Annotated in this window: 24 protein-coding genes and 2 tRNA genes; 19 read left to right on the top strand and 7 right to left on the bottom strand. The window is 64.7% G+C overall.

Annotation, left to right across the window (positions count from 1 at the left end; translation table 11 throughout):
• The coding region (locus WS46_RS22720; RefSeq protein WP_156443171.1) for an NAD(P)/FAD-dependent oxidoreductase at positions 1-689 on the bottom strand (689 nt) is incomplete at its 3' end.
• A gap of 178 nt (positions 690-867) precedes the next feature.
• Between WS46_RS22720 and WS46_RS22715 the strand changes: the two genes are divergently transcribed.
• Positions 868-1,644 (top strand): SDR family oxidoreductase, encoded by a 777-nt coding sequence (locus WS46_RS22715; RefSeq protein WP_059533114.1) that lies wholly within the window; start codon positions 868-870, stop codon positions 1,642-1,644.
• A 32-nt stretch (positions 1,645-1,676) separates the two neighbouring features.
• Positions 1,677-2,108: a thioesterase family protein gene (locus WS46_RS22710; RefSeq protein ID WP_059533112.1), complete on the top strand. Its 432-nt coding sequence runs from the start codon at positions 1,677-1,679 to the stop codon at positions 2,106-2,108.
• Positions 2,109-2,213: 105 nt separating this feature from the next.
• Here the strand turns inward: WS46_RS22710 and WS46_RS22705 are convergent, their stop codons facing one another.
• Complete coding sequence (locus WS46_RS22705; protein ID WP_059691829.1) at positions 2,214-2,759, bottom strand: LuxR C-terminal-related transcriptional regulator; 546 nt, start codon at positions 2,757-2,759, stop codon at positions 2,214-2,216.
• Positions 2,760-2,982: 223 nt separating this feature from the next.
• Between WS46_RS22705 and WS46_RS22700 the strand changes: the two genes are divergently transcribed.
• Both WS46_RS22700 and WS46_RS22695 read left to right on the top strand, forming a co-directional pair.
• Positions 2,983-3,687, top strand: a complete 705-nt coding sequence (locus WS46_RS22700) for a CoA transferase subunit A (RefSeq protein WP_059533110.1) — start codon at positions 2,983-2,985, stop codon at positions 3,685-3,687.
• Between the two features lies 1 nt (position 3,688).
• Complete coding sequence (locus WS46_RS22695) at positions 3,689-4,330, top strand: CoA transferase subunit B (RefSeq protein ID WP_059533109.1); 642 nt, start codon at positions 3,689-3,691, stop codon at positions 4,328-4,330.
• 78 nt (positions 4,331-4,408) lie between these two features.
• Here WS46_RS22695 and WS46_RS22690 read toward each other — a convergent pair whose 3' ends face one another.
• Genes WS46_RS22690 through WS46_RS22680 form a run of 3 tightly spaced genes read right to left on the bottom strand, consistent with a single transcriptional unit; the run spans position 4,409 to position 6,740 of the window.
• The gene (locus tag WS46_RS22690) at positions 4,409-5,122 is read right to left on the bottom strand and encodes an SDR family oxidoreductase (RefSeq protein WP_059691828.1); all 714 of its coding nucleotides are present in this window, start codon (positions 5,120-5,122) and stop codon (positions 4,409-4,411) included.
• 38 nt (positions 5,123-5,160) lie between these two features.
• Positions 5,161-6,171 carry a polysaccharide deacetylase family protein gene (locus tag WS46_RS22685; RefSeq protein ID WP_059691827.1) on the bottom strand — a complete coding sequence of 337 codons (1,011 nt, stop codon included), beginning with the start codon at positions 6,169-6,171 and terminating at the stop codon, positions 5,161-5,163.
• 11 nt (positions 6,172-6,182) lie between these two features.
• Complete coding sequence (locus WS46_RS22680; RefSeq protein ID WP_059691826.1) at positions 6,183-6,740, bottom strand: ester cyclase; 558 nt, start codon at positions 6,738-6,740, stop codon at positions 6,183-6,185.
• 138 nt (positions 6,741-6,878) lie between these two features.
• On the opposite strand from WS46_RS22680, the gene WS46_RS22675 reads away from it, so the two are divergent.
• From WS46_RS22675 to WS46_RS22615, 13 genes are all read left to right on the top strand, one after another.
• A complete protein-coding gene (locus tag WS46_RS22675; RefSeq protein ID WP_059691825.1) occupies positions 6,879-7,784 on the top strand; it encodes a LysR family transcriptional regulator in 906 nt (301 codons plus the stop codon).
• Positions 7,785-7,916: 132 nt separating this feature from the next.
• On the top strand, positions 7,917-8,813 hold the full coding sequence (locus tag WS46_RS22670) for an alpha/beta fold hydrolase (protein ID WP_059691824.1): 897 nt from the start codon (positions 7,917-7,919) through the stop codon (positions 8,811-8,813).
• Positions 8,814-8,893: 80 nt separating this feature from the next.
• Positions 8,894-9,247 carry a RidA family protein gene (locus tag WS46_RS22665; protein WP_014897238.1) on the top strand — a complete coding sequence of 118 codons (354 nt, stop codon included), beginning with the start codon at positions 8,894-8,896 and terminating at the stop codon, positions 9,245-9,247.
• 39 nt (positions 9,248-9,286) lie between these two features.
• On the top strand, positions 9,287-11,521 hold the full coding sequence (locus WS46_RS22660; protein WP_059691823.1) for a bifunctional (p)ppGpp synthetase/guanosine-3',5'-bis(diphosphate) 3'-pyrophosphohydrolase: 2,235 nt from the start codon (positions 9,287-9,289) through the stop codon (positions 11,519-11,521).
• 96 nt (positions 11,522-11,617) lie between these two features.
• A tRNA-Val gene (locus WS46_RS22655) sits at positions 11,618-11,694 on the top strand.
• 271 nt (positions 11,695-11,965) lie between these two features.
• Complete coding sequence (gene thrS / locus WS46_RS22650) at positions 11,966-13,873, top strand: threonine--tRNA ligase (protein WP_059691822.1); 1,908 nt, start codon at positions 11,966-11,968, stop codon at positions 13,871-13,873.
• A 49-nt stretch (positions 13,874-13,922) separates the two neighbouring features.
• Positions 13,923-14,447: a translation initiation factor IF-3 gene (infC, locus tag WS46_RS22645; protein ID WP_071734130.1), complete on the top strand. Its 525-nt coding sequence runs from the start codon at positions 13,923-13,925 to the stop codon at positions 14,445-14,447.
• Between the two features lie 190 nt (positions 14,448-14,637).
• Entirely contained in the window at positions 14,638-14,835 is a 198-nt protein-coding gene (rpmI, locus tag WS46_RS22640; RefSeq protein WP_004191477.1) for a 50S ribosomal protein L35, read from the top strand.
• 30 nt (positions 14,836-14,865) lie between these two features.
• Positions 14,866-15,225 (top strand): 50S ribosomal protein L20, encoded by a 360-nt coding sequence (gene rplT, locus WS46_RS22635; RefSeq protein ID WP_004192938.1) that lies wholly within the window; start codon positions 14,866-14,868, stop codon positions 15,223-15,225.
• Positions 15,226-15,373: 148 nt separating this feature from the next.
• Positions 15,374-16,387, top strand: a complete 1,014-nt coding sequence (pheS, locus tag WS46_RS22630; protein ID WP_014897235.1) for a phenylalanine--tRNA ligase subunit alpha — start codon at positions 15,374-15,376, stop codon at positions 16,385-16,387.
• Positions 16,388-16,481: 94 nt separating this feature from the next.
• On the top strand, positions 16,482-18,911 hold the full coding sequence (gene pheT / locus WS46_RS22625; protein WP_059691821.1) for a phenylalanine--tRNA ligase subunit beta: 2,430 nt from the start codon (positions 16,482-16,484) through the stop codon (positions 18,909-18,911).
• A 72-nt stretch (positions 18,912-18,983) separates the two neighbouring features.
• The gene (locus WS46_RS22620) at positions 18,984-19,370 is read left to right on the top strand and encodes an integration host factor subunit alpha (protein WP_006486093.1); all 387 of its coding nucleotides are present in this window, start codon (positions 18,984-18,986) and stop codon (positions 19,368-19,370) included.
• Positions 19,371-19,431: 61 nt separating this feature from the next.
• Positions 19,432-19,845 carry a MerR family transcriptional regulator gene (locus WS46_RS22615; protein ID WP_059533091.1) on the top strand — a complete coding sequence of 138 codons (414 nt, stop codon included), beginning with the start codon at positions 19,432-19,434 and terminating at the stop codon, positions 19,843-19,845.
• 78 nt (positions 19,846-19,923) lie between these two features.
• On the opposite strand, the gene WS46_RS22610 is transcribed toward WS46_RS22615, so the two are convergent.
• The gene (locus tag WS46_RS22610; protein ID WP_059691840.1) at positions 19,924-22,134 is read right to left on the bottom strand and encodes a hypothetical protein; all 2,211 of its coding nucleotides are present in this window, start codon (positions 22,132-22,134) and stop codon (positions 19,924-19,926) included.
• 365 nt (positions 22,135-22,499) lie between these two features.
• Positions 22,500-23,312 carry a tyrosine-protein phosphatase gene (locus WS46_RS22605; protein ID WP_257130039.1) on the bottom strand — a complete coding sequence of 271 codons (813 nt, stop codon included), beginning with the start codon at positions 23,310-23,312 and terminating at the stop codon, positions 22,500-22,502.
• A gap of 398 nt (positions 23,313-23,710) precedes the next feature.
• On the opposite strand from WS46_RS22605, the gene WS46_RS22600 reads away from it, so the two are divergent.
• Positions 23,711-24,424: a methyltransferase domain-containing protein gene (locus WS46_RS22600; protein WP_059533085.1), complete on the top strand. Its 714-nt coding sequence runs from the start codon at positions 23,711-23,713 to the stop codon at positions 24,422-24,424.
• 172 nt (positions 24,425-24,596) lie between these two features.
• Positions 24,597-24,673: transfer RNA gene (locus WS46_RS22595), tRNA-Pro, on the top strand.
• Positions 24,674-24,804 lie beyond the last annotated feature (131 nt).

Below are 24,804 nucleotides of genomic sequence, written 5' to 3'. Positions count from 1 at the left end.
TCCCACAATTCCTTGATGCCGATCCCGTACGCCTGCGGATCGGCGTTCGCGTCGAGCTTGAACTTCGAGATCAGCTGACGGCCGAGGTGGCCGCGGCAGCCTTCGGCGAACAGCGTGTACTTCGCGTGCAGCTCCATGCCGAGCTGGAAGTTCTCGGTCGGCTCGCCGTCCTTGCCCACGCCCATGTTGCCGGTGGCGACGCCCTTCACCGAGCCGTCGTCGTTGTAGAGAATCTCGGCTGCGGGGAAGCCCGGGAAGATCTCGACGCCCAAGGCTTCCGCCTGCTGACCGAGCCAACGCGCGACGTTGCCCAGCGAAATCACGTAGTTGCCGTGATTCTTGAAGTTGTCGGGCAGCGCCCAGTTGGGCGTCGTGACCGCGCTGTTCTCGGACAGGAACAGGAAGCGGTCTTCCGTCACCTCGACGTTCAAGGGCGCGCCCTGTTCCTTCCAGTCGGGGAACAGTTCGGTGATCGCGCGCGGATCCATCACCGCGCCCGACAGGATGTGCGCGCCGATCTCGGAACCCTTCTCGAGCACGCACACGCCGATCTCGGTGCCTTTCTCGGCGGCCAGCTGCTTGAGCCGGATCGCGGCCGACAGCCCGGCCGGGCCGCCGCCGACGATCACGACGTCGTATTCCATCGATTCGCGCGGGCCGTATTGCTCGATGAGGCTTGCGGGGGTCATTGGCGTTCCTCTAACCGTTAGAATGCTTTTATTCGGGAGCGTATTGTCTGCGAAACGAAACGCTTGCCGCAACAGCATGCGCGTAGATTAGCACGATCGTTCTATTTTTTGTGCTAGGGTTATGCTGCGTGGGACAGGGCGCCCGCGGCGGCGAAACGACATCGAAAGGGGATGTGCAATGGGTCGATCGATCAATCTGGAAGGCAAGGTCGCGCTGGTCACGGGCGCATCGAGCGGCCTCGGGCAACGCTTCGCACAGGTGCTGTCGCAGGCCGGCGCGAAGGTCGTGCTCGCGAGCCGCCGCGTCGAGCGCCTGAAGGAATTGCGCGCGGAAATCGAGGCGGCGGGCGGTGCCGCGCACGTCGTGTCGCTCGACGTCACCGACGTGCAGAGCATCAAGGCGGCCATCGCGCACGCGGAAACGGAAGCCGGCACGATCGACATCCTCGTGAACAATTCGGGCGTCTCGACGATGCAGAAGCTCGTCGACGTGACGCCGGCCGATTTCGAGTTCGTGTTCGACACCAACACGCGCGGCGCGTTTTTCGTCGCGCAGGAAGTCGCGAAGCGGATGATCATGCGCGGGAACGGCAACGGCAAGCCGCCTTACCGGATCATCAACATCGCTTCGGTGGCCGGGCTGCGCGTGTTTCCGCAGATCGGGCTGTATGCGATGAGCAAGTCGGCGGTCGTGCAGATGACGCGTGCGATGGCGCTCGAATGGGGCCGCCACGGAATCAACGTCAACGCGATCTGCCCGGGCTATATCGATACCGAAATCAATCATTACCTGTGGGAAACCGAGCAGGGCCAGAAGCTGCAGTCGATGCTGCCGCGCCGGCGCGTCGGCAAGCCGCAGGATCTCGACGGGCTGTTGTTGCTGCTCGCGGCCGACGAGTCGCAGTTCATCAACGGCTCGATTATCTCCGCCGACGACGGCTTCGGCCTCGCCTGAGTGGATGACATTCAGCAACAAAGAAGATTGCAATGAGCGAATATTCCCCCGTATTTGAAATGTCGATGCCGATCCGCTGGGGCGACATGGATGCGTTCGGCCACGTGAACAACACGGTCTATTTCCGCTACATGGAACAGGCCCGGATCTCGTGGTTCGAGCAACTCGGCATCGCGGGCGGCAACGGTGAGGGGCAGGGGCCCGTGATCGTCACGGCGTCGATGGAGTTCCTGAAGCAACTGCACTATCCGGGCGACGTGATCGCGAGGATGTCGGCCGCGAAGCCCGGCCGCAGCAGCTTCGACACCGGTTTCGAGCTGACGCGCGCGGACGATCCGGAGCACGTCTATGCGCGCGGCAACGCGCGCTGCGTATGGGTCGACTACGCGCTCGGCAAGTCGGTGCCGCTGCCGCAACTGCTGCGCGACACCATCGAGCGAGCGCTCGCGGCGAAGGTCGGCTGAGCGCGGCGGCACCGAAGCCGGCGCCCGGGCGCCGGTGTGTCGCCATTTTCCATTGATCTCCCGAATCGGCCGCTTCACGCGGCCGATTGCCATTCCGGGGTGCTTTTACTGGCCGAGCAGGCGCTGCAGCAGTTCCGGCGTATTGTTCGTGCCGTACTTGCGCATCAGCCGCGCCCGATAGATGTCGACCGTGCGCGAACTGATGTCGAGCACGCGCCCGATCTGCTTGCTGGTCTTGCCGGTCGCGAGCTGCGCGGCGATCTCGCGCTCGCGCGGCGTCAGCTCGACGGCGACGCGGCGCGTCGCGCTCAGGTCCTCGAACGTCCAGACGCCGGCCGCGAGCGGTGCGGTGCGGTCGAGCGCGCGGCCCGTCACGTGGCACCAGAACAGCTCGCCGTCGGCTCGTTTCATGATTCTGTCATCGGCGTAGGTGCCGTTCGCGATCATCACGCGCGAAATGCGCTCGCCGATGCGCTGGAATTCGTCCGGCGACGGATAGAGCACTTCGTACGACTTTCCGATCAGATCGGCCCGCGTACAGTGGAAGATCGACGCGAGCGCGTCGTTGCAGTCCTCGATCACGCGGTCGCGCGACATCACGAGGCCGAGCGGCGCGAGGTGAAAGGCAGTCTGGTAATCGAGAGCGGGCATGGCGCAGGCAAGCGGAGGCAAACGCTTATGTATTTTTGCGTATTGTGCCGCATCCGCGCCGCATCGTACCCTTTCAGGCATCTCGCGGCGCCTTGTCGCGATATAAAAACAGCGCGCTTCGACGCAGGTATCGCCGTGCATGCATAGAATGATGCGGCGGGCTTGCGGCCCAGTGGGCGCGTGAACCGGTTTTGCTGGTTTCCATAGAGGAAGGGACATACAGATGAACAAAGTCTATCCAAGCGCGGCTGCCGCGCTGGAAGGGATCGTCCGCGACGGACAGACCTTCGCGGTGGGCGGCTTCGGCCTGTGCGGGATTCCCGAGGCGCTGATCGCGGCGCTGCGCGATTCCGCCGTCAAGGGCATCACCTGCATCAGCAACAACGCGGGTGTCGACGGCTTCGGTCTCGGCCTGCTGCTGGAAACGCGCCAGATCAAGAAGATGATCTCGTCGTACGTCGGCGAGAACAAGGAGTTCGAGCGCCAGTACCTGGCCGGCGAACTCGAGCTCGAATTCACGCCGCAGGGCACGCTCGCCGAGAAGCTGCGCGCGGGCGGCGCCGGCATCCCCGCGTTTTTCACGAACACCGGCTACGGCACCGTGATCGCGGAAGGCAAGGAAACGCGCCAGTTCGGTGATCGCCACTACGTGCTCGAGCCGTCGCTGACGGCCGACGTCGCGCTTGTGAAGGCGTGGAAGGCCGACAAATCCGGCAACCTGATCTATCGCCGCACCGCGCGCAACTTCAACCCGATGTGCGCGATGGCGGGCAAGATCACCGTGGCGGAAGTCGAGGAGATCGTCGAGAACGGCACGCTCGATCCGGATCAGATCCATACGCCGGGGATCTTCGTGCAGCGCATCGTGTTGAACGCGACGCCCGAAAAACGCATCGAACAACGCGTCGTACGCGCGAAAGGAGACTGACATGGCCTGGAATCGTGACCAGATGGCCGCGCGCGCGGCGAAGGAACTGCAGGACGGCTTCTATGTGAACCTGGGCATCGGGCTGCCGACGCTCGTCGCAAACCACGTGCCGGCGGGCGTCGAGGTGTGGCTGCAGTCGGAAAACGGTCTGCTCGGCATCGGCCCGTCGCCGACCGAGGACGAAGTCGACGCCGACCTGATCAACGCCGGAAAGCAGACCGTCACGACGCTGCCGGGTTCGTCGATCTTCTCGTCGGCCGATTCGTTCGCGATGATCCGCGGCGGCCACATCAACCTCGCGATCCTCGGCGCGATGCAGGTCAGCAAGACGGGCGACCTCGCGAACTGGATGATCCCGGGCAAGATGATCAAGGGGATGGGCGGCGCGATGGACCTCGTCGCGGGCGTGAAGCGCGTCGTCGTGCTGATGGAGCACGTCGCGAAGGGCGACCAGCACAAGATCCTCGACGAATGCAATCTGCCGCTGACGGGCGTCGGCGTGGTCGACCTGATCATTACCGATCTCGGTGTGATCGAAGTGACGCCGAATGGCCTGAAGGTACTCGAGCTCGCCGACGGCGTAAGCGTGGAAGAGATCCAGACGAAGACGGGCGCACCGCTCGATGTGAGCGCGGTCGCGTAAGCAACCGCTTTTCGGCACGACTCTCGACGCCCCGCGTTCCGCGATGGAACGCGGGGCGTTTTGTCATGGACGCATACGCTACGCGATTGCACCGCCGCCGTCGATCAGCACCGTCGAGCCGGTCGCATAAGGCGTTGTCGCCAGATACACGATCGCATTCGCGACGTCCTCCGGCTGGCCCACGCGGCGTGCCGGAAGGCGCTGCGCGGCGCCCGCGTACATCGCGTCGCGCGCATCGGGCGCGAGCTTGTCCCACAATGGCGTCGCGATCAGGCCGGGCGACACGGCATTCACACGCACGGGAGCCAGCTCGAGTGCAAGGCCGCGGGCGAGCGCCTCGAGCGCCGCGTTGATCGCGCCCTGCAGGACCGACGATGCGTTCGGCCGTACGCTGAGGTAGCCCGACACGAACGTCAGCGAGCCGCCGGGCGCGATATCGATCGAGCGTGCGACGCGGTATGCGCCCCAGAATTTGCTGTCCATCGCGGCTTGCGCGTCGGCAAGTGGCAGCGCGCGGACCGGGCCCGTCGCCGTCTTCGCGGCCGAAATCACGACGTGGTCGAACTGGCCGATGCGCGCGCAGAACGCATCGACGGCCGTCGTATCGGTGATGTCGAGCGCTTCGGCGCGGACTTGCGCGCCCGGCGCGACATCTGCATTGAACCGGGCCGGGTCGCGCGATGCAATCGTCACGACAGCGCCACGTTGTGCGAATGCTTCCGCGGCGGCGGCGCCGATGCCGGAACTGCCGCCGACGACGAGTACCTTCTTTCCAGGGAGTGAATCGTTCATGGTGGTCCTTCCGAAGTGATGAGGTGAGCGCAATCCGGTCAGATCGTTTCGGCTTCGCGCAACGTCGACGGGCTGTGCAGGGCAAAGCGGGCAATGTTGTCCTTGCGCATGAAAGCAACGCCCGGATGCGATCGAGCGTAGTGCAGGAATGCGTCCCACGCACGGACCATCTGCGGCGTGCCGCTGATCCGGTCGTGCGCGCTGATCGACATCAATCGCCGCCGCTGTCCGGCTTCCGCGTACAACTGGTCGAAATCGAGCTTGATCTGCTCGAGGAACATCGTCGGCGAATAGTTGCGGCCTTCGATCAGCAGGATGTCGTTGTTGCGCAACGTGTAAGGAACGACCGCGAAATCGCGGCCGTCGACGGTTTCGATGAAGGGCTCGTCGCGGCTGACGTCGTCGATGTGATACACGTAGCCGAGCTCCTGCAGCAGCGGCAGCGTGTTCGGTCCGCGCCGCAGCCAGTTGCAGTTGTAGCCGATCGGGCGCCGTCCCGTCACTGCTTCGACCATGTCGCGGGCTTCGGTGAGGAAGCGGCGCTCGTCGTCGCGATTCATCGCGAACTGCGATCGCCAGGTCGGGCCGTGCGCGGCCGCTTCGTGGCCGCGCGACACGATCTCGCGTGCCAGTTCGGGATGCCGGCGCGCGGCCTCTCCGATCATGTGCGACGTGACTTTCACGCCATGCCGGTCCCACAGGTCGAGAAGGCGCGGAATGCCTTCGCGGTAGCCATATGCGAACCACGTGGCCGAGGCCAGATCGACCGGCACCGACGACGGGAATTCGACGGACGGGAACGGACTGTCCGCGCCCTTGGGTGGTTGTCCGCCGGCCTCGAACTGCATCGAGATCGAGATGACGAGGCGCGTGTCGTCCTGCCAGAACCCGCCGGTTACTGCCGATGCGGGGCCCGGTGTCGGGGCGGCCGTCGCCGACCCGGAGGCGCCCGCGGCCATCGCGATGCCGGCTGCCAGCCCGGCGCCCGCTTGTGCAAGAAACGTGCGGCGAGCCGGATGCGTTGTCGAACCGTGATTGCGGTGAGTCATCGTTTCCTCCGTCAGCCGACGAGCCCGAGCTGACGCATCAGCGTCAGGTTGTCCTCGATGTGCCAGTTTTCCGCTATCCGGCCGTGGTCGATCCGGTAGATGTCGGTCGCGATGAAGTCGATCGCCTGTCCGTTTCCGGTCGTTCCATTGAACGTGCCGGTGAAATGTCCGCGAAAGTGCAGGTGCACGACGACACGGTCGCCCGCCACGATCATCTGTTCGATGTCGCAGCGCAGGTCCGGGATGGCCGTACGCATCGTGCCGGACGCCGCGAGCGGTCCCGCTACACCTTGCTCACGACCGGCCGGCAACGTTCGGTCGACGAAATCGGCCGCGAGTGCGGCGCGGGCGAGGGCGGCATCACCGGTATTCCAGAAGGTGCCGTAGCGACGCGCGGCGAGGATTTGCGCACGTGCCTGCGTAGCCGGCACGTCGGCCGCGACCGTCAGGCTGTGCGCATCGAGAAGGTCGGCGGCGCGGGACGCGGCAGGCGACAGCGCAACGACGCAGGCCGCTGCAGCGATGACGCGGCTGATCGGGCGTGCGATCGAACGAGAGTGGATCGACATGGTTTCGGGTGTCCTCTGGATGGCGTCGTGGGGCGACGCGGTACAGGTATGGTAGGTTTCCGTTTCGAGCTGAAATACGGGGAAAAAGCGAATGGATTATTCGAAAAAAGGAAAGGGCGACGCAGGGCAGGTGCCGCGATGCTGATCGACGATCTCCCGGCGCTCGATACGTTCGCGAGAATCGTGTCGGCCGGAAGCCTGTCCGCGGCGGCGCGCGAGCTTGACTTGTCGCTGTCCGTCGTCAGCAAGCGGCTCGCGCATCTCGAGTCGCAACTGGGCGTGCGTCTGCTGCACCGGACGACGCGGCAGCAGACGCTGACCGACGACGGGGCGCAGTTCCATGCGCAGGTGCTGCGCATCCTGGCCGAGGTCGATCGCGCCGAAACGCTGATGAGCGAGCGTCGCGGCACGGTCAGCGGCGTGCTGCGCCTGACGGCGCCCGGCGAGCTCGGCCGGCTGCGGATCGCGCCGCTCGTCGCGGCGTTTCAGCGGCAACATCCGGAGTTGATCGTGCAACTGATGCTGACCGACACGATCGTCGATCTGCTCGCGCAGGACATCGACGTTGCCGTGCGGATCGGCAGCCTTGCCGATTCGACGATGATCGCGCGCGAACTGGCGCCGAATCATCGCGTGCTTTGCGCGTCGTCGAGCTATCTCGCCGTGCACGGGCTGCCGGCTCATCCGGCCGAACTTCGTGCACATCGATGCATCGTGATGGGCGACCAGCCTCGTACGGAGTGGCGGTTCGACGGTGCACAGGGCGCAGTGGCGGTCGAAGTGACGGCCGCGCTGCTGACGAACGACGGCGGTGCGGCTCGTACGTTGGCATTGGAGGGCGCGGGCATTGCGCTGAAGTCGATCTGGGACGTCGGTGCCGATCTCGAGGCCGGCCGGCTCGTGCGTGTGTTGCCGACATTCGCGGCGCCTGCGGCACCGCTCCATGCCGTCTATCCCGGTGGCCGTCACGTGCCGCTGCGCGTGCGGGCGTTCGTCGATTTCCTGCGCGACCAGTTGCGTGAGGCGTGGCGCCGCAGTGCGTGAGCGGTCGCGAACGATGCGTCGGATGACCGCGGCCGCGTCACGGCCCGTCGTTGCGAAGCGGTTTACAATCGTTCGCATCGGGCGGCGCGAGTGTTGCCCGCCGCACCGCCTCCGTTCGACAGGATGCCAACGATGCCAACAACCTCAGCGAATCCTCCGGTTCCCCGTCAGCGACGCGTGCAGTGTGCGAGCGCCGCCGGCCTTCACCATGTCGCCTATACCGAATGGGGCGACTCCGCCAATCCTCGCGTGCTGGTCTGCGTGCACGGCCTGACCCGTTCGGGGCGCGACTTCGACCGGCTTGCCGCCGCGTTGTCCGATACGTATCGCGTCGTCTGCCCCGACGTCGTCGGGCGCGGACGCTCCGACTGGCTCGCCGATCCGCGGCTTTATGCGATTCCACAATATGTGGCCGACATGGTCACGCTGATCGCGCGGCTCGACGTCGAGTCGGTCGACTGGTTCGGCACGTCGATGGGCGGCCTGATCGGCATGGCGCTCGCGGGGCTTCCCGGTTCGCCGCTGCGCCGGATGATCGTCAACGACGTCGGCCCGCGCATCGAGCCCGATTCGCTGACGCGCATCGGCGAATACCTCGGCGTGCAGCCGCGTTTCGCGACCGAACAGGAGGGCATCGACTATCTGACGTCGCTGTCGCTGCCGTTTGGCGCGTTGACCGACGACGAATGGCGCGAGATCAACGGGCCGTTGCTGCGCGAGCTGCCCGACGGGGGGTGGACGATGCGCTACGATCCGCGCATCGCCGAGCCGTTCAAGGCGACGACGCCCGAGCTGGCCGCGCTCGGCGAGGCCGCGCTGTGGCGCGCGATCGAGACCACCGACGCGTCGCTGCTCGTCGTGCGCGGCGAGCGTTCCGACCTGCTGTCGCGCGACACGGTGTCGGAGATGGTGCGTCGCGGCCGGCACGTGACGCAGGCCGAGATCCAGGGCGTGGGCCATGCGCCGGCGTTCATCGGCGATGACCAGATTGCGCTTGCCCGCCGGTTTTTCGTCGAAGGCGGCGCATAAACGCGTCATAATATGCGGTTCGGCGGCACGCGGGCCGCGTCGTCGCCGATTCTCACCCACTCATACGACCGGAACATTCCATGGCAGTCATTCGTCACCACGTCGGAGCGCGCCTCTCCGAAACCGCGATCCACAACGGTACCGTGTATCTGGCCGGCCAGATCGCCGAAGACACCACCCAGGACATCAAGGGCCAGACGCGCGAAGTGCTCGGCCACATCGACCGCCTGCTCGCCGAAGCGAACAGCGACAAGGCACATCTGCTGTCGGTGCAGATCTACATTTCGGATCTCGCGAACTTCGAGGGCATGAACGCGGAGTGGGACGCGTGGGTCGCGCAGGGCAATACGCCGCCGCGCGCGACCGTCGAGGCGAAGCTCGCGGATCCGGCGCTGCTCGTCGAGATCGTCGTCGTCGCCGCGCAACGGAGCTGAGCGAAGCATTCCGATGACAGCAATGCGCCAGGCCGTGCGATGACCGAGTCCGTTTCCGCTTCTTCCGTCGCGGCACCGTCGTTCGACGACGTGCTCGCGTTCGTGCGCGAGCGTGCCGGTGACGCGCGCCTGTCGTCGGGCGAGTTGCTGGCCGATCACTCGGCGGGCACGGCGTCGATCATGCGCACGCTGAACGTCGATCCGCACGCGATGCAGGCGGCCGCGCTGTTCGTGCTGACGCCGCACCTGAGCGATCCCGAGCGGGAGCTGACCGAACGATTCGGCGAAGAGGTCGCGCGGCTCGTATCCGACGTGCGCAAGCTGCTGCGGCTCGGCACCGTCAGCCTGCGCGCCGCGCAGAACGCAATGCCGGACGCCGGGCGCGACGCCGCCCAAGAGCGGCGCACGCAGATCGAGGCGTTGCGCAAGATGCTGCTCGCGTTCGCGCAGGACATCCGCGTGGTGCTGATCCGGCTTGCGTCGCGGTTGCAATCGCTGCGCTACTACGCGGCGGCGAAGATCGATCCGCCACCCGACGTCGCGCGCGAGACGCTCGAGATCTATGCGCCGCTCGCGAACCGTCTCGGTATCTGGCAACTGAAGTGGGAGCTCGAGGACCTCGCGTTCCGCTTCGAGGATCCGGTCACCTACAAGCGCATCGCCAAGCTGCTCGACGAAAAGCGCATCGAACGCGAGGCGTACGTCGCGCAGGCGATCGAGCGGCTGCAGCACGAGCTGGCGGAAGCGCACATCCCGGCCGACGTGAGCGGGCGGCCGAAGCACATCTACAGCATCTGGCGCAAGATGCGCGGCAAGGAGCTCGATTTCTCCGAGCTGTACGACGTGCGCGCGTTTCGTGTGATCGTGCCGGACATCAAGGATTGCTACGCGGTGCTCGGCATCGTGCATCACCTGTGGCAGCCGGTGCCGAAGGAATTCGACGATTACATCTCGCGTCCGAAGCCGAACGGCTACAAGTCGCTGCATACGGTCGTGATCGGCGACGACGGCCGCGCGTTCGAAGTGCAGATCCGCACGCAGGAAATGCACCGTTTCGCGGAGTACGGTGTCGCCGCGCACTGGCGCTACAAGGAGGCCGGCGCGCGCGGCTATGGCGGCCAGTTCTCGGCGAGCGACAAGTACGACGAGAAGATCGCGTGGCTGCGCCAGCTGCTCGCATGGAAGGACGACGTCGAGGACGGCACGGAAGTATCCGGCGACCAGGCGTGGGCTCAACTGCGCGAGACGTCGCTCGACGACGACCACATTTACGTGCTGACGCCGCAGGCGCGGGTGATTGCGTTGCCGCAGGGCGCGACGCCGGTCGATTTCGCGTACCACCTGCACAGCGAGCTCGGCCATCGCTGCCGCGGCGCGCGCGTCGACGGCGTGATGGTGCCGCTGAACACGGCGCTCGCGAACGGCCAGACGGTCGAGATCGTCGCGGTGAAGGAGGGCGGGCCGTCGCGCGACTGGCTGAACCTGCAGCTCGGCTACCTGAAGAGTCCGCGTGCGCGGCAGAAGGTGCGTGCGTGGTTCAACTCGATCGAGCAGGAAGAGAACATCGCGCATGGTCGCGCGCTCGTCGAAAAGACGCTGCAGCGCGAGGGCAAGACCTCGGTCAATCTCGACAACCTCGCCGCGAAGCTCGGCTTCAAGTCGCCCGAGGAACTGTTCTCGGTCGTCGGCAAGGAAGAATTCAGCCTGCGCAACGTCGAGCATGCGCTGTCCGATGCGCCGCCGCCCGAGCATGCGCCCGAGGCGCCCGCCGATTTCGAGAAACGCAGCAGCGGGGCGAGTGTCGCGCACGGCGCGTCGACCGGCGTGTTGGTGGTCGGCGTCGATGCGTTGCTGACCCAGCTTGCGCGCTGCTGCCGTCCGGCGCCGCCGGACCCGATCAGCGGCTTCGTGACGCGGGGCAAGGGGATGTCGATTCACCGCAGCGACTGCCCGACGTTCCGGCGCATGGCCGAACGGGCGCCGGAGCGCGTGTTGCAGACGACCTGGTCGGCCGACGTGCTGGGCGGCCGTGGCGCGTCCGTCTATCCGGTCGATCTGATGATCGAGGCGAGCGACCGACAGGGCTTGCTGCGCGACATCTCCGAAGTGTTCGCACGCGAGAAGATGAACGTGGTGGGCGTGAAGACGCAGAGCCGCCGGAATGCGGCATTCATGCAGTTCACGGTCGAGGTGTCGAATTCCGCGCAGGTCCAGCGCGCGTGCACGCTGCTCGGCGAAGTGCCGGGTGTCGTGCGGGCGGGGCGCAAGACGTGACGTCCCTGTAAATGGGGTTGGAGCGCGATCATTTTGCTGCGACCGCATAAAACGCTTGCCAAGTGAACGATAGCTCCATATAATTTCAGCTTCTCTAGGCTCGTAGCTCAGCTGGTTAGAGCACCACCTTGACATGGTGGGGGTCGTTGGTTCGAGTCCAATCGAGCCTACCAACGAATTGAGAATGCCCGGTTTCCGGGTGTTCGATGCAGTAAATAACTCAACGCGAACAAGGCGAATACGGTTATGACACCGCGAACGTTGACCGAAACCTTTTCGGAGCGACGCTAGTCGAGGAACCCTTTCGCCCTTTCAGTTTGAGTGAAGTATCGAATGCGGCCCCTCGAAAGCGGGGCCGCATTTTTTTTGTCGCGAAATTTTCGCGCGTGACTTTGATATCGCGTGCTTGGTCTGCCGCCCACTGTCGGCATCATGGAGATTGCTATGGTTTCGATACGCTTGCCTGACGGCTCAGTTCGACAATACGAGCATCCGGTGACAGTTGCCGAGGTTGCGGCCTCGATCGGTCCCGGCCTTGCGAAGGCTGCGCTTGGTGGCAAGCTCGACGGCGAGCTGGTCGATACGTCCACGGTCATCGATCGCGATGCGTCGCTCGCAATCGTCACGGACAAGGATGCCGACGGTCTCGACATCATCCGTCACTCGACCGCGCACTTGCTTGCCTACGCGGTGAAGGACCTGTATCCGGATGCGCAGGTGACGATCGGTCCGGTGATCGACAACGGCTTCTACTACGACTTCTCGTATAACCGCCCGTTTACGCCCGAAGATCTGGAAAAGATCGAAAAGCGCATGCAGGAACTCGCGAAGAAGGACGAGCCGGTGACGCGCCGCGTCGTGTCGCGCGACGAGGCGGCCGGCTATTTCCGCAGCCTCGGCGAGAAGTACAAGGCCGAAATCATCGAATCGATTCCGCAAAGCGACGAAATCAAGCTGTACTCGCACGGCGGCTTCACGGACCTCTGTCGCGGCCCGCACGTGCCGTCGACCGGCAAGCTGAAGGTCTTCAAGCTGATGAAGGTCGCGGGCGCGTACTGGCGCGGCGACTCGAAGAACGAACAGTTGCAGCGCATCTACGGTACGGCCTGGACGAAGAAGGAAGATCAGGATCAATACCTGCACATGCTCGAGGAAGCGGAAAAGCGCGACCACCGCAAGCTCGGCAAGCAACTCGACCTGTTTCACATGCAGGAAGAGTCGCCGGGCATGGTGTTCTGGCATCCGAAGGGCTGGGCGCTGTGGCAGCAGGTCGAGCAGTACATGCGCCGCCGCGTGAATGAGGCCGGCTACCAGGAGATCAAGACTCCGATGATCATGGACCGCTCGCTGTGGGAAGCGTCGGGCCACTGGCAGAACTACCGCGAGAACATGTTCACGACGGAGTCGGAGAAGCGCGACTACGCGATCAAGCCGATGAACTGTCCGGGTCACGTTCAGGTGTTCAAGCACGGCCTGCGCTCGTACCGCGACCTGCCGCTGCGCTACGCGGAATTCGGTTCGTGCCATCGCAACGAGGCATCGGGCGCGCTGCACGGCCTGATGCGCGTGCGCGGCTTCGTGCAGGACGATGCGCACATCTTCTGTACGGAAGACCAGATCATTGCCGAGTCGATCGCGTTCAACAAGCTCGCGATGAGCGTGTACGGCGATTTCGGCTTCGAGCACATCGACATCAAGCTGTCGCTGCGTCCCGAGCAGCGCATGGGCTCCGACGAAACGTGGGACCGCGCCGAGCAGGGGCTGCGCGAAGCGCTGACGGCCTGCGGCCTGTCGTGGGAAGAACTGCCGGGCGAAGGTGCGTTCTATGGACCGAAGATCGAGTACCACATCAAGGACGCGCTCGGCCGTTCGTGGCAATGCGGCACGCTGCAGCTCGACATGATGCTGCCGGAACGCCTCGGTGCCGAGTACGTCGCGGAAGACAACAGCCGCCGCCGGCCCGTGATGCTGCACCGTGCGATCGTCGGTTCGATGGAGCGATTCCTCGGCATTCTGATCGAGCACCACGCTGGTGCAATGCCGGTCTGGCTCGCGCCGTTCCAGGCAATTGTGCTCAATATCGCCGAAAGTCAGGCGGAATACGCACAATCTCTGGCCCAAACGTTGCAAAAACAAGGGGTTAGAGTGGCGGCCGATTTGCGCAACGAGAAGATTAGCTATAAAATACGCGAGCACACGCTGGAAAAGGTGCCTTATCTCCTCGTCGTGGGCGATAAGGAGCGTGATGCGCAAACGGTAGCCGTGCGTGCCCGTGGCGGCGTCGATCTTGGCGTTATGCCGATCGAAGCCTTCGTTGAGCGTCTGCAGGAAGACCTGCGCTCGTTCAAGTAACCGCCCTGGCAGCGCGGCTCGTTTTTTTAATTTTTAGAGGAAACGTAACATCGCTACTGATAAGTCGTCGCATCGCATCAACGGTGAAATCACTGCGCCGGAAGTGCGTCTGGTCGGGATCGAGAACGAACCGCTCGGTATCGTAAAACTCGCTGATGCTTTCCGTAAATCGGAAGAGCTGGATGTTGACCTGGTGGAAATCGCGCCGCAAGCGGTTCCGCCGGTCTGCCGTCTGATGGACTACGGCAAGTTCAAGTATCAGGAGTCCAAGAAGCAGCACGAAGCCAAGCTGAAGCAGAAGGTCATCCAGGTGAAGGAAGTCAAATTCCGCCCGGGTACCGATGACGGTGACTACAACGTCAAGCTTCGCAATCTCGTGCGCTTCCTCGAAGAGGGCGACAAGACGAAGATCACGTTGCGTTTCCGCGGCCGTGAAATGGCTCACCAGGAGATCGGCATGCGGATGCTTGAGCGTCTGCGCACGGATCTCGAGGAAGTCGGCCAGGTCGAGCAGATGCCGAAGATGGAAGGGCGCCAGATGATCATGGTGCTCTCGCCGAAGAAAAAGAAGTAACGGGCCCGCGCGCATGGCGCGCAGGTTCGAAAGTGGTTCGGTGCGTTGCCCGGTCAGGGCGGCGCGCCAACAATGACGGCGGCTGCGCAAGCGGTTCGCCGTACACAAGTGGACTGGGTTTCGAAGGGCGGGTCAAGGGCGCAAGCCAACCGCACACCCATCGCCATCAAATAAACTGGAGTTGTTCGTCATGCCTAAGATGAAGACCAAGAAGAGTGCTGCAAAGCGCTTCGTGGTGCGTCCGGGCGGTACCGTCAAGCGCGGTCAAGCCTTCAAGCGTCACATCCTGACCAAGAAAACCACGAAGAACAAGCGTCACCTGCGCGGCGCAACGGCAGTTCATGATTCCGATCTGAACTCCGTCCGCGCAATGCTGCCGTTCGCGTAACCCCTCAACTGATACTCCAAGGAGAGAAACATGCCTCGAGTCAAACGTGGGGTAACCGCACGGGCCCGCCACAAGAAGATCATCAACCTGGCCAAGGGTTATCGCGGCCGTCGCAATAACGTCTACCGCATCGCCAAGCAGGCGGTGATGCGCGCTGGTCAGTACGCGTACCGCGATCGCCGCAACAAGAAGCGTGTGTTCCGCGCACTGTGGATCACGCGTATCAACGCGGCAGTTCGCCAGCACGACATGACCTACAGCGTGTTCATCAACGGCCTGAAGAAGGCGTCGATCGAACTCGACCGTAAGGTCCTGGCCGACATGGCGGTGTTCGACAAGGCTGCTTTTGCTGCGATCGTCAAGCAGGTGAAAGCCGCCGTTGCAGCCTAATTGCGAAATTAGCACTGCGTGGTTAGTTGCAGCGATGTTCCGGTAGTTTCGGCCGCTGCAGCGAAAACGGGGCTCTTCCGAGCCCCTTTTTTGTTTGGCGGGCAGTTTCGCTCGCCAAGACCGAATGACGTTGGAAATGATGGGATCTATGGATCTGGACCAGATTGTCGCCGACGCGCAGCAGTCCTTTGAACAGGCTGCCGACATCACCACGCTCGAAAACGAGAAAGCACGATTTCTCGGCAAGTCGGGTGCGCTGACCGAGTTGCTCAAGGGCCTCGGCAAGCTCGATCCCGAAGCACGCAAGACCGAAGGCGCACGCATCAACGTCGTGAAGCAGCAGGTGGAAGCCGCGCTGACCGCACGCCGCCAGGCGCTTGCCGATGCGCTGCTGAACCAGCGCCTTGCCGCCGAGGCGATCGACGTCACGCTGCCGGGTCGCGGCGCTGGTGCAGGCAGCCTGCACCCCGTGATGCGCACGTGGGAGCGCGTCGAACAGATTTTCCGCTCGATCGGCTTCGACGTGGCCGACGGTCCCGAAATCGAGACCGACTGGTACAACTTCACGTCGTTGAACAGCCCGGAGAACCATCCGGCGCGTTCGATGCAGGACACCTTCTACGTCGAAGGCAAGGACGCCGACGGCCGCCAGCTGCTGCTGCGCACGCACACGAGCCCGATGCAGGTGCGTTACGCGCGCATGAACCGCCCGCCGATCAAGGTGATCGCACCGGGCCGCACGTATCGCGTCGACAGCGATGCGACCCACTCGCCGATGTTCAATCAGGTCGAGGGGCTGTGGATCGACGAAAACATCAGCTTCGCCGACCTCAAGGGCGTCTATACCGACTTCCTGAAGAAATTCTTCGAGCGCGACGACATCCTCGTGCGCTTCCGTCCGTCGTATTTCCCGTTCACGGAACCGTCGGCCGAGATCGACATGATGTTCGAGCACGGCAAGAACGCCGGCAAATGGCTCGAGATCTCGGGCTCGGGGCAGGTGCATCCGACCGTGATCCGCAACATGGGCCTCGATCCCGAGCGCTACATCGGCTTTGCGTTCGGCAGCGGCCTCGAGCGCCTGACGATGCTGCGCTACGGCGTGCAGGATCTCCGGCTGTTCTTCGAGAACGACCTGCGTTTCCTGCGCCAGTTCGCATAACGCACGCGCCGCGCCGCCATGTGCCCGCGCATGCCCGCCGGACGTTTCCGACGGGGCCGGGCGCCGATCTAACCTGTTTCGAACGTAGACATCCATGCAATTCCCTGAATCCTGGTTGAGAACCTTTGTCGACCCGCAGCTGACGACCGACGAACTGTCGCACGCGCTGACGATGGCGGGGCTCGAAGTCGAATCGCTGAGCAAGGCTGCGCCGCCGACGTCGAAGATCGTCGTCGGCCGCGTGCTCGAAGTCGTCAAGCATCCGGATGCGGACAAGCTCAATGTCTGCCAGGTCGACGCCGGCACCGGCGCGACGCTGAATATCGTGTGCGGCGCACCGAACGTGGCGCCCGGCATCAAGGTGCCGGTCGCGCTGGTCGGCGCGGAATTGCCGCCGGCGGAAGAGGGCGGCAAGCCGTTCGCGATCAAGCTGTCGAAGCTGCGCGGCGTGGAGAGCCAGGGGATGCTGTGCTCGGCGCGTGAGCTGAAGCTGTCCGAGGACCACAGCGGCCTGCTGATCCTGCCGGAAGACACGCCGGTCGGCCAGGACATCCGCGATACGCTCAATCTCGACGACACGATCTTCGAAATCAAGCTGACGCCGAACAAGGCCGACTGCCTGTCGGTGTTCGGCATCGCGCGCGAGACGGCCGCGATCACCGGCGCGCCGCTGACGCCGGTCGACATCCGTCCGGTGCGCGTCGAGCTCGACGAAACGCTGCCCGTGCGCATCGCCGCCCCCGATCTGTGCGGCCGCTTCTCGGGTCGCGTGATCCGCGGCGTGAACGCACATGCGAAGACCCCGCAATGGATGGTCGAGCGCCTCGAGCGTTCGGGCCAGCGCAGCGTGTCGGCGCTCGTCGACATCTCGAACTACGTGATGTTCGAACTCGGCCGCCCGTCGCACGTATTCGATCTGGACAAGATCCACGGCGGTATCGAGGTGCGCTGGGGCAAGCGCGGCGAGTCGCTGAAGCTGCTGAACGGCAATACGGTCGAGCTCGACGAAACGGTCGGCGTGATTGCGGACGACCGTCAGGTCGAAAGCCTCGCGGGCATCATGGGCGGCGACAGCACGGCCGTCACGCTCGACACGACCAACATTTACCTGGAGGCCGCGTTCTGGTGGCCGGACAGCATCCGTGGCCGCGCGCGCAAGTACAACTTCTCGACCGATGCGGCCCATCGCTTCGAGCGCGGCGTCGACTACGCGACGACCGTCGAACACGTCGAGCGCATCACGCAGCTGATTCTCGAGATCTGCGGCGGCAAGGCCGGCCCGGTCGACGACCAGGCAGTGAACCTGCCGCAGCGCGCGCCGGTGAAGATGCGCGTGTCGCGCGCGAACCGCATCATCGGCGTGAAGATCGACGCCGACGAGATCGCCAACATCTTCACGCGCCTGCGCCTGCCGTTCGAGCGTGACGACGACGCATTCCTGGTCACGCCGCCGTCGCACCGCTTCGACATCGAGATCGAGGAAGACCTGATCGAGGAAGTGGCGCGCATCTACGGCTTCGAGAAAATCCCGGCACGTCCGCCGGTCGCGACGAGCGAGATGCGCGCGACCAACGAGACGCGGCGTTCGATCCATGACATCCGTCACGCGCTTGCGGCGCGCGACTACGCCGAAACGGTCAACTTCAGCTTCGTCGATGCGGAGTGGGAGCACGACTTCGCCGGCAACGACAACCCGATCCGCCTGCTGAACCCGATCGCGAGCCAGCTGTCGGTGATGCGTACGACGCTGTTCGGCAGCCTGATCTCGGTACTGCGCCACAACCTGAACCGCCGCGCGGATCGCGTTCGCGTGTTCGAGACGGGCCGCGTGTTCCTCGCCGATCCGTCGGTGAAGGTCGGCGAACTGACCGTCGAAGGCTACACGCAGCCGAAGCGTGTCGGCGCGCTCGCGTACGGCCCGGCGGTCGACGAGCAGTGGGGCGTCGCGACCCGCGCAGTCGATTTCTTCGACGTGAAGGGCGATCTCGAGGCGCTGCTCGCGCCGGCCGCCGCGCGCTTCGTGAAGGCCGAGCATCCGGCCCTCCATCCGGGCCGCAGCGCGCGCATCGAGGTCGATGGCCGCGCGGTCGGCTGGATCGGCGAACTCCATCCGCGTCTGATGCAGAAGTACGAGCTGCCGCACGCGCCGGTGATGTTCGAAATCGACGCGGATGCGCTGATCGCACGTGCGCTGCCGGCGCCGACCGACGTGTCGAAATTCCCGCCGGTGCGGCGCGATATCGCCGTCGTGGTCGATCAGGCGGTCGAGGTTCAGGCGCTTTTCGACGAAATGAAGAAGGCGCTGGCCGAAGACGCCTGCCGATTCGTTCAGAAGGTTGTACTCTTCGACGAATTTCGTGCAAAATCAAATACTTCCGGTGGTCTCGCCGCGCACGAGAAGAGCCTTGCCTTCCGCGTGACGCTGCAGGACGCGGCCGGCACGCTGCAGGACGAGGTCGTCGATCAGGCGATCCAGACGCTGGTCGAGCGGATGGCTCGTGCTGGTGCCCGCCTGCGCGGCTAAGGAGAGGGGCCGTCCGTTCGAGGGCGGCGCTTCCCCATCGTGAGTTTTGGTTTAACGCGCTGTATGGCAGATATGAACGACATGACCTCGAGTGAATTCGAAGCCCTCCTGACGGCGCAACGCAGTGCCATGAACCGCGACGCTTCGGCGCCGGCGTCCACCGAGACGCCGACGCTGACGAAAGCGGAACTGGCGGAGCTGCTGTTCGACAGCGTCGGGCTGAACAAGCGTGAAGCGAAGGACATGGTCGAGGCGTTTTTCGAAGTGATCCGCGACGCGCTCGAAAACGGTGAAAGCGTCAAGCTGTCGGGGTTCGGCAACTTCCAGTTGCGCGACAAGCCGCAGCGTCCGGGCCGCAATCCGAAGACGGGCGAGGCGATTCCGATCGCGGCTCGCCGGGTGGTAACCTTCCACGCGAGCCAGAAGCTGAAGGCGCTGGTCGAAAACGGCGCGGAGTAACGCCCGCGCGCCGACGTCTCCGCGCGGCCGCCGCGCACCCTTTACCGACGGTTAACCGACGATGACCACTACGGTTGAGAAAGTCGTCTTGCCTCCGATTCCCGCGAAGCGCTACTTCACGATCGGTGAAGTCAGTGAGCTGTGCGGGGTCAAGCCGCACGTTCTGCGTTACTGGGAGCAGGAATTCACGCAGTTGCGACCGGTGAAGCGACGTGGCAATCGCCGGTACTACCAGCACCACGAAGTGCTGCTGATCCGGCGGATTCGCGAGTTACTGTACGAACAGGGGTTCACGATCAACGGGGCGCGCAACCGGCTCGATTCGCCGGCCGGCGAGCGTGCTGCAGGCGCGCCGGTCGAGCCCGACGTGCAGGCCGCCGATGCGCGTGCATCGGGCAAGCCGGGGGCAACGGTCGACGTGATCGCGCTGCGGCAGGCGCTCCTCGACGTGATCGACGGACTGAAGCACGACTGAGCGCGACGCTCGGATCGACACGAAGCCCGGTTGGCGAAGCGCCACCGGGCTTTTTTCATGCGCGCGTGCCCGCCCGGATCAGCGCGATGCGAGCGGATTCGGCTTGCCCATGTCGACGACCAGCGTGCCGTCCGGCAGCATCCGCACCGAGCCTTGCGCGACCTGGCTGCGGTAGCTGTACAGGTCGAAGCGCATCGGGCCTGCCTCGGCCGAGTTCCGGATCAGAGCGCGCACGTTCAGTTCCAACACGTTGAACATCTTCATGTCGCCGCCTTCCATCCACATGTAGCTCGGCGCGTCGATCTGCGGCCGCTTTGGCGTGGGTGCGTCGGCAACGCGCCGGAACGTGAGGCGCAGTCCGTCGCGTTCGACCGTGGCCTGGCCGAGCTTGCCGTTCAGCACCGGCGGCGGAAAGACGGTGTACTGGTCGAGCACGAGCGTGTCGCCGCGCAGTTCCGCGCCGCGCCGCTGCAGCGGCGTCAACGACGCGAGCTCGATGCCGAGCGAGCGAAGCAACTTCGCCTGCGGGATGCCGAGCACCGATACCTGCGACGGCCGGAACGCGAGGTGCCGGTCGTCGAGCACCGAAAGCGAGCCCTTCATGTCGGTCGGCAGCCACACGCCGGGCACGTGATTCCAGAGCTTGATGCCGCCCTGGACGCGTAGGTCCTGACCGTCCGCGCTCAACTGCAGGTCGTTCAGCGAGCGCGGCGAGTAGTCGAGCAGGTAGTTGTTGAAGAGCGCCGACATCGCCTTCCACGATTCGACGACCGTCCCGCCGAGGATGCGGATGTCGTACTGGTTCGGATCGTCGAGGTCGACCGGTTCGCCCGGCCGTTTCGCGACGAGCTGGACGTCGAGATCCTCGACGTGGAAGCCGATGTCGCCGGACAGGTTGAAATCGACATTGTGCAGATGGATCGTCGGGTTGCGGTTCGACACGTGCCGTTCGTTGAACGGGATGGCCGACGAGCGCCGCATCGCAACTTTCTGCATGCCGGGCTGCGCCGTGCCGGCCGCGAGTGCAAACGCTTCCCAATGCTGGCGCGAGTCGTGCAACGCGGTCTGCTGCGCGGCGAGGAAGCTGTCGTTCAGGCGAGCGGCCGCGTTGCCGAGCGCGGCGCCGCTCGCGGGGCCCGCGTACGACGGCATCCGGATCGCCATCGCGCCGCTTTCGTCGAAATTGAAATAGCCGGCCGATACCTGGTCGCGATAGTGATACAGGTCGAACACGAAATGCTGGTCACGCTTGGTCGGATCGACGGGGCCGATCAAGATGTCCGCGTTCATCGGCATCGAGCGCATGAACTTCACGTCGCCACCGCGGATGTACATCGCCTGTTGCGGCGCGTTCGCGGGCAGCGCGAAGCCGGCGTGCGAGCCGTCGTCGAGCGTCAGGTCGAGGCCGGCCGGCGTCACGCGCAGCGCGGTGATCCTGATCTTCAGCCGCGGCGGCGGCATCAGCTTGTCGACCGACATCACGAGGTCGTCGCCGGCGAGCCGCGCGATCGGCGTTTCGACCTTCAGCAGATCGGCCATCTTCACGTTGGCCGCGCGCATCACCGGCTGCGCGTTGATGCCCGATACGCGCACGCCGGTCGGGTGGAATACGAGCTGGCTGCCGTCGCGGATCGTGAGCGTGCCGGTCAGCGAGAACGGCACCCAGCCGTCGCGCTGCATCTCGCCCTGCAGATGGATCACGCCGTCGCCTGCCGACACCGCGAGCCTGCGCAGCGGCGCGTTGCGGTAACCGAAGATGTAAGTGTTGAAGAGGGCGGTCAGCTTCGCGTCGTCGAGCGTGACCGTGCCTTCGTGCACGTCGATCTCGAAACTCGTCGGATCGTCGAACACGATCGGTGCGCCGGCCTGCGTCGGCACGAGTGTCGCGGACAGTTGGTGGATGAAGAAGCCGAGGTTGTTGACGATGCGGAAATCGACGTCGCGCAGGAACGTCATCGCACCGTTCTGGCCCGAGTCGCGCAGCGTGAACGGGCGCCGCTGAGTGAGGCTGAGCGACGCGAGCGACGGCACCGTGCGCGCGATCTGCTGTTCGCGGGCGAGGCGTTCGGCCTTGGTGCGCTCGATCTTCGTCGATGCGACGGACGTGTTGCCGTCGCGCTGCGCGGCCGGTTCCGCACAGCCGGCGCAGAGCAGCGCGAGCGCAAGCGCGCCGCAGCCGAGCGCACGAGAGGCGCCCGGTGAAACCGACGCGGCCGCGCGTCGCGGGCTGGCCATCCAGTCGAGAAATGCCAAAGGCGTGCGATGGCCGCGCCGGACCGCATTCCGCATCGTCTGTCTCCATGTCTTGTCGTGATCGGCGAGGGCGCACGGCGCGATGCGCGGCGCGGACGTCGATGCCGTGCAGTGTGGCATAGCGCGCTAGAGCGGCGTAACCAAACAGCGGGCGTCCGGGCAGGACCGGCCGGCGCGCGACGGGACAATGGATTCGCGGCGGCGGAGCAGAAAGATCAAACGGTCGTTTGGTTTTGCGGTCGAGGTGGGCGCGCGCGTTGCGCCGGATCGGCAAACCCGGCGTCGGCGTTGGCTGACGCGGAGTGACATGCCGGATGAAGGCGATGTCCGATCCCGGGGGGGGGGCAGGCGGCGGGCGGGAGTGGCTGACGCGCCAGCGCTTTCGCTGCCTGCACGACCGATCAGACCAGCATGCTCCGCCGGATTGCATTCTGCGTCGTCTGGTCCAGCTGCAGGCCGTTTTCGATGTACGACGTCATCGAGCCGTACGATTCGACAACCTGGTCGAATGCCGCCTGCAGATAGATCGCTTGCGCGCTCTGCAACGCGGCCATCATGTCGGCCGCATCCTGTCCGCCGCTTTTGCGCGCCTGTGCGACATAAGCGGCGATCTCCGACGCGCTGTAGACGTTGGTCAGCAGATAGTCGGCGAGGATCGTCTGCCGTGGGACACCGAGGATCGTGTGCAGAATGGCCGTCGCCCAGCCGGTGCGATCCTTGCCGGCCGTGCAGTGGAAGACCAGGTTGCCACCGGACGCGGCAAAGCCGGCGAATAGCGTGTGGTAACTCGTCCGTGCCGTTTCCGACGTCACGAACGCCCGATACATGCTTTGCATGAAGGCCGCGGCAGTCGCACCGTCGGTCGGGAGAGCACCGATACTGGCGACGCCGAGCACGTTGAGGTTCTGCCAGGTGGCGCCGGCCAATGGCGCATCCGGCTGCGCGTGGATCTCCGCGGTCGTGCGCAGGTCGCATACGTGCGTGATGCCGAGCGTATCGACCGTTGCGAGGTCGGCCGCCGACAGCGCGAGCGCGGACGACCGGTAGATCGCGCCTTTCTTCATCGCTGCACCACTCGCGGTGGCATAGCCCGCTCCGTCCGGTCCTCCGGTGTCACGAAAGTTCGCTGCCGAACCGAGCCTGGGCGTCGTGACGGGGGCGACCGCGATCGAATCGCCGCCGCACGCGGACAGAAGAGGCGTGCCTCCCAGCATGATGCCAATCGTGCCGGCACCCAGCTGGAGAAAGTGTCGACGGGAAATGTCGCTTTTCTGAGTCATTCACTGGCCTTTGTCTGAGACGGTGACGGGACGTCGCGACCGCCGTTGCGATCGAAACCGCCGCCGGCGTGCCGCGCAGCGCGGCGAAGCGGAGACGTGCCATATCGATCGGCGTGCAGTCGGACGATGTGCCGTGCGCGTTGATCTCGCACCGGCCAAGCGCACGGTAGCGATCCGCGACGAATCGGCCATCGTCCTTTTCGATTAAGGCGCGACACAGGTTGCCCGTGCGAATCGCGCAACTTGCCGTACGTGCGACGGCGGCGGCGCGGTAAGATCGGCGTCAGTGGCTGGATGGATCAAAGCATGGTGGCCGACACGGGGGAGGCGTCATGGATCTGAAGGAGCTCGACGTATTGGGAGCGGATGTAGGCGATCACTGGTACTACGCGTCGAAGGCGAGCGCGATCCGTCGGTTTCTGGGCACGTCGGACGCGAACCGCATACTCGACGTCGGTGCCGGCTCGGGTTTCTTTTCGAAGCATTTGCTCGAGCGCACGCAGGCGACGGAAGCATGGTGTGTCGATACGAGCTACACCGACGACACCGACGGGGAGGCGGCCGGCAAGCCCGTCCATTTTCGCCGGGCCGTTGATCGGTTCGATGCCGATCTCGTGTTGCTGATGGATGTCCTCGAGCACGTCGACGACGATGTCGGGTTGCTTGCCCGCTACGTGGCGGGTGCGCCGAAGGGCAGCCGGTTCCTGATCACGGTTCCCGCGTTTCAGTTCCTCTGGAGCGCGCATGACGATTTTCTCGAGCACAAGCGCAGGTATACGCTCGACGGTCTCGAGGATGTCGCGCGTCGTGCGGGGCTGGAGGTCGAGCGCGGCGCCTACTACTTCGGCCTCACGTTCCCGCTCGCGGCGGCATTGCGACTGAGCGAGCGGGTGCGGCGGCAACCGCGCGAACCGGCGTCGCAGTTGCGCCGGCACCATCCGGTCGTCAACGGTTTGCTCAAGCTGATCTGCCGGGCCGAGTTGCCGATGTTCCGATTCAACCGGATGGCGGGCCTCACGGTCATCTGTGTCGCGCACCGGCCGTGAGCATGGGGCGGATCGCATGGCCGGACCGTGGCATAGCGGGATGCGCGTTGCCACCCGTGTCGAAGCCGGCTTGCCCCGTTGGGTCATGTCGCAAAAAATTTCGCAGGAACATGCACAAAATGCATGCGACCCGTTCTAAAGCGGCCAACTGTCTGTTATAATTTTTTTCTTTCGGGGCGTAGCGCAGCCTGGTAGCGTACCTGCATGGGGTGCAGGTGGTCGGAGGTTCAAATCCTCTCGCCCCGACCAGACAAAGAACCCGCGTCAGTTCAGGCTGACGCGGGTTTTTTCTTGCCGGTCGCTTTTTTGCACATCCCGGCGCGGCCCCGGTAAAATGCAAGGTTGATCCACGGAAAGCGCCGTGATTTAGCGGAAGAGGA

This window comes from Burkholderia sp. RF4-BP95 (assembly GCF_001521985.1).
GTDB lineage: Bacteria > Pseudomonadota > Gammaproteobacteria > Burkholderiales > Burkholderiaceae > Burkholderia > Burkholderia diffusa.
Note: the sequence above shows the minus strand (reverse complement) of the source record. Positions and strands in the feature narration are given on the sequence as shown.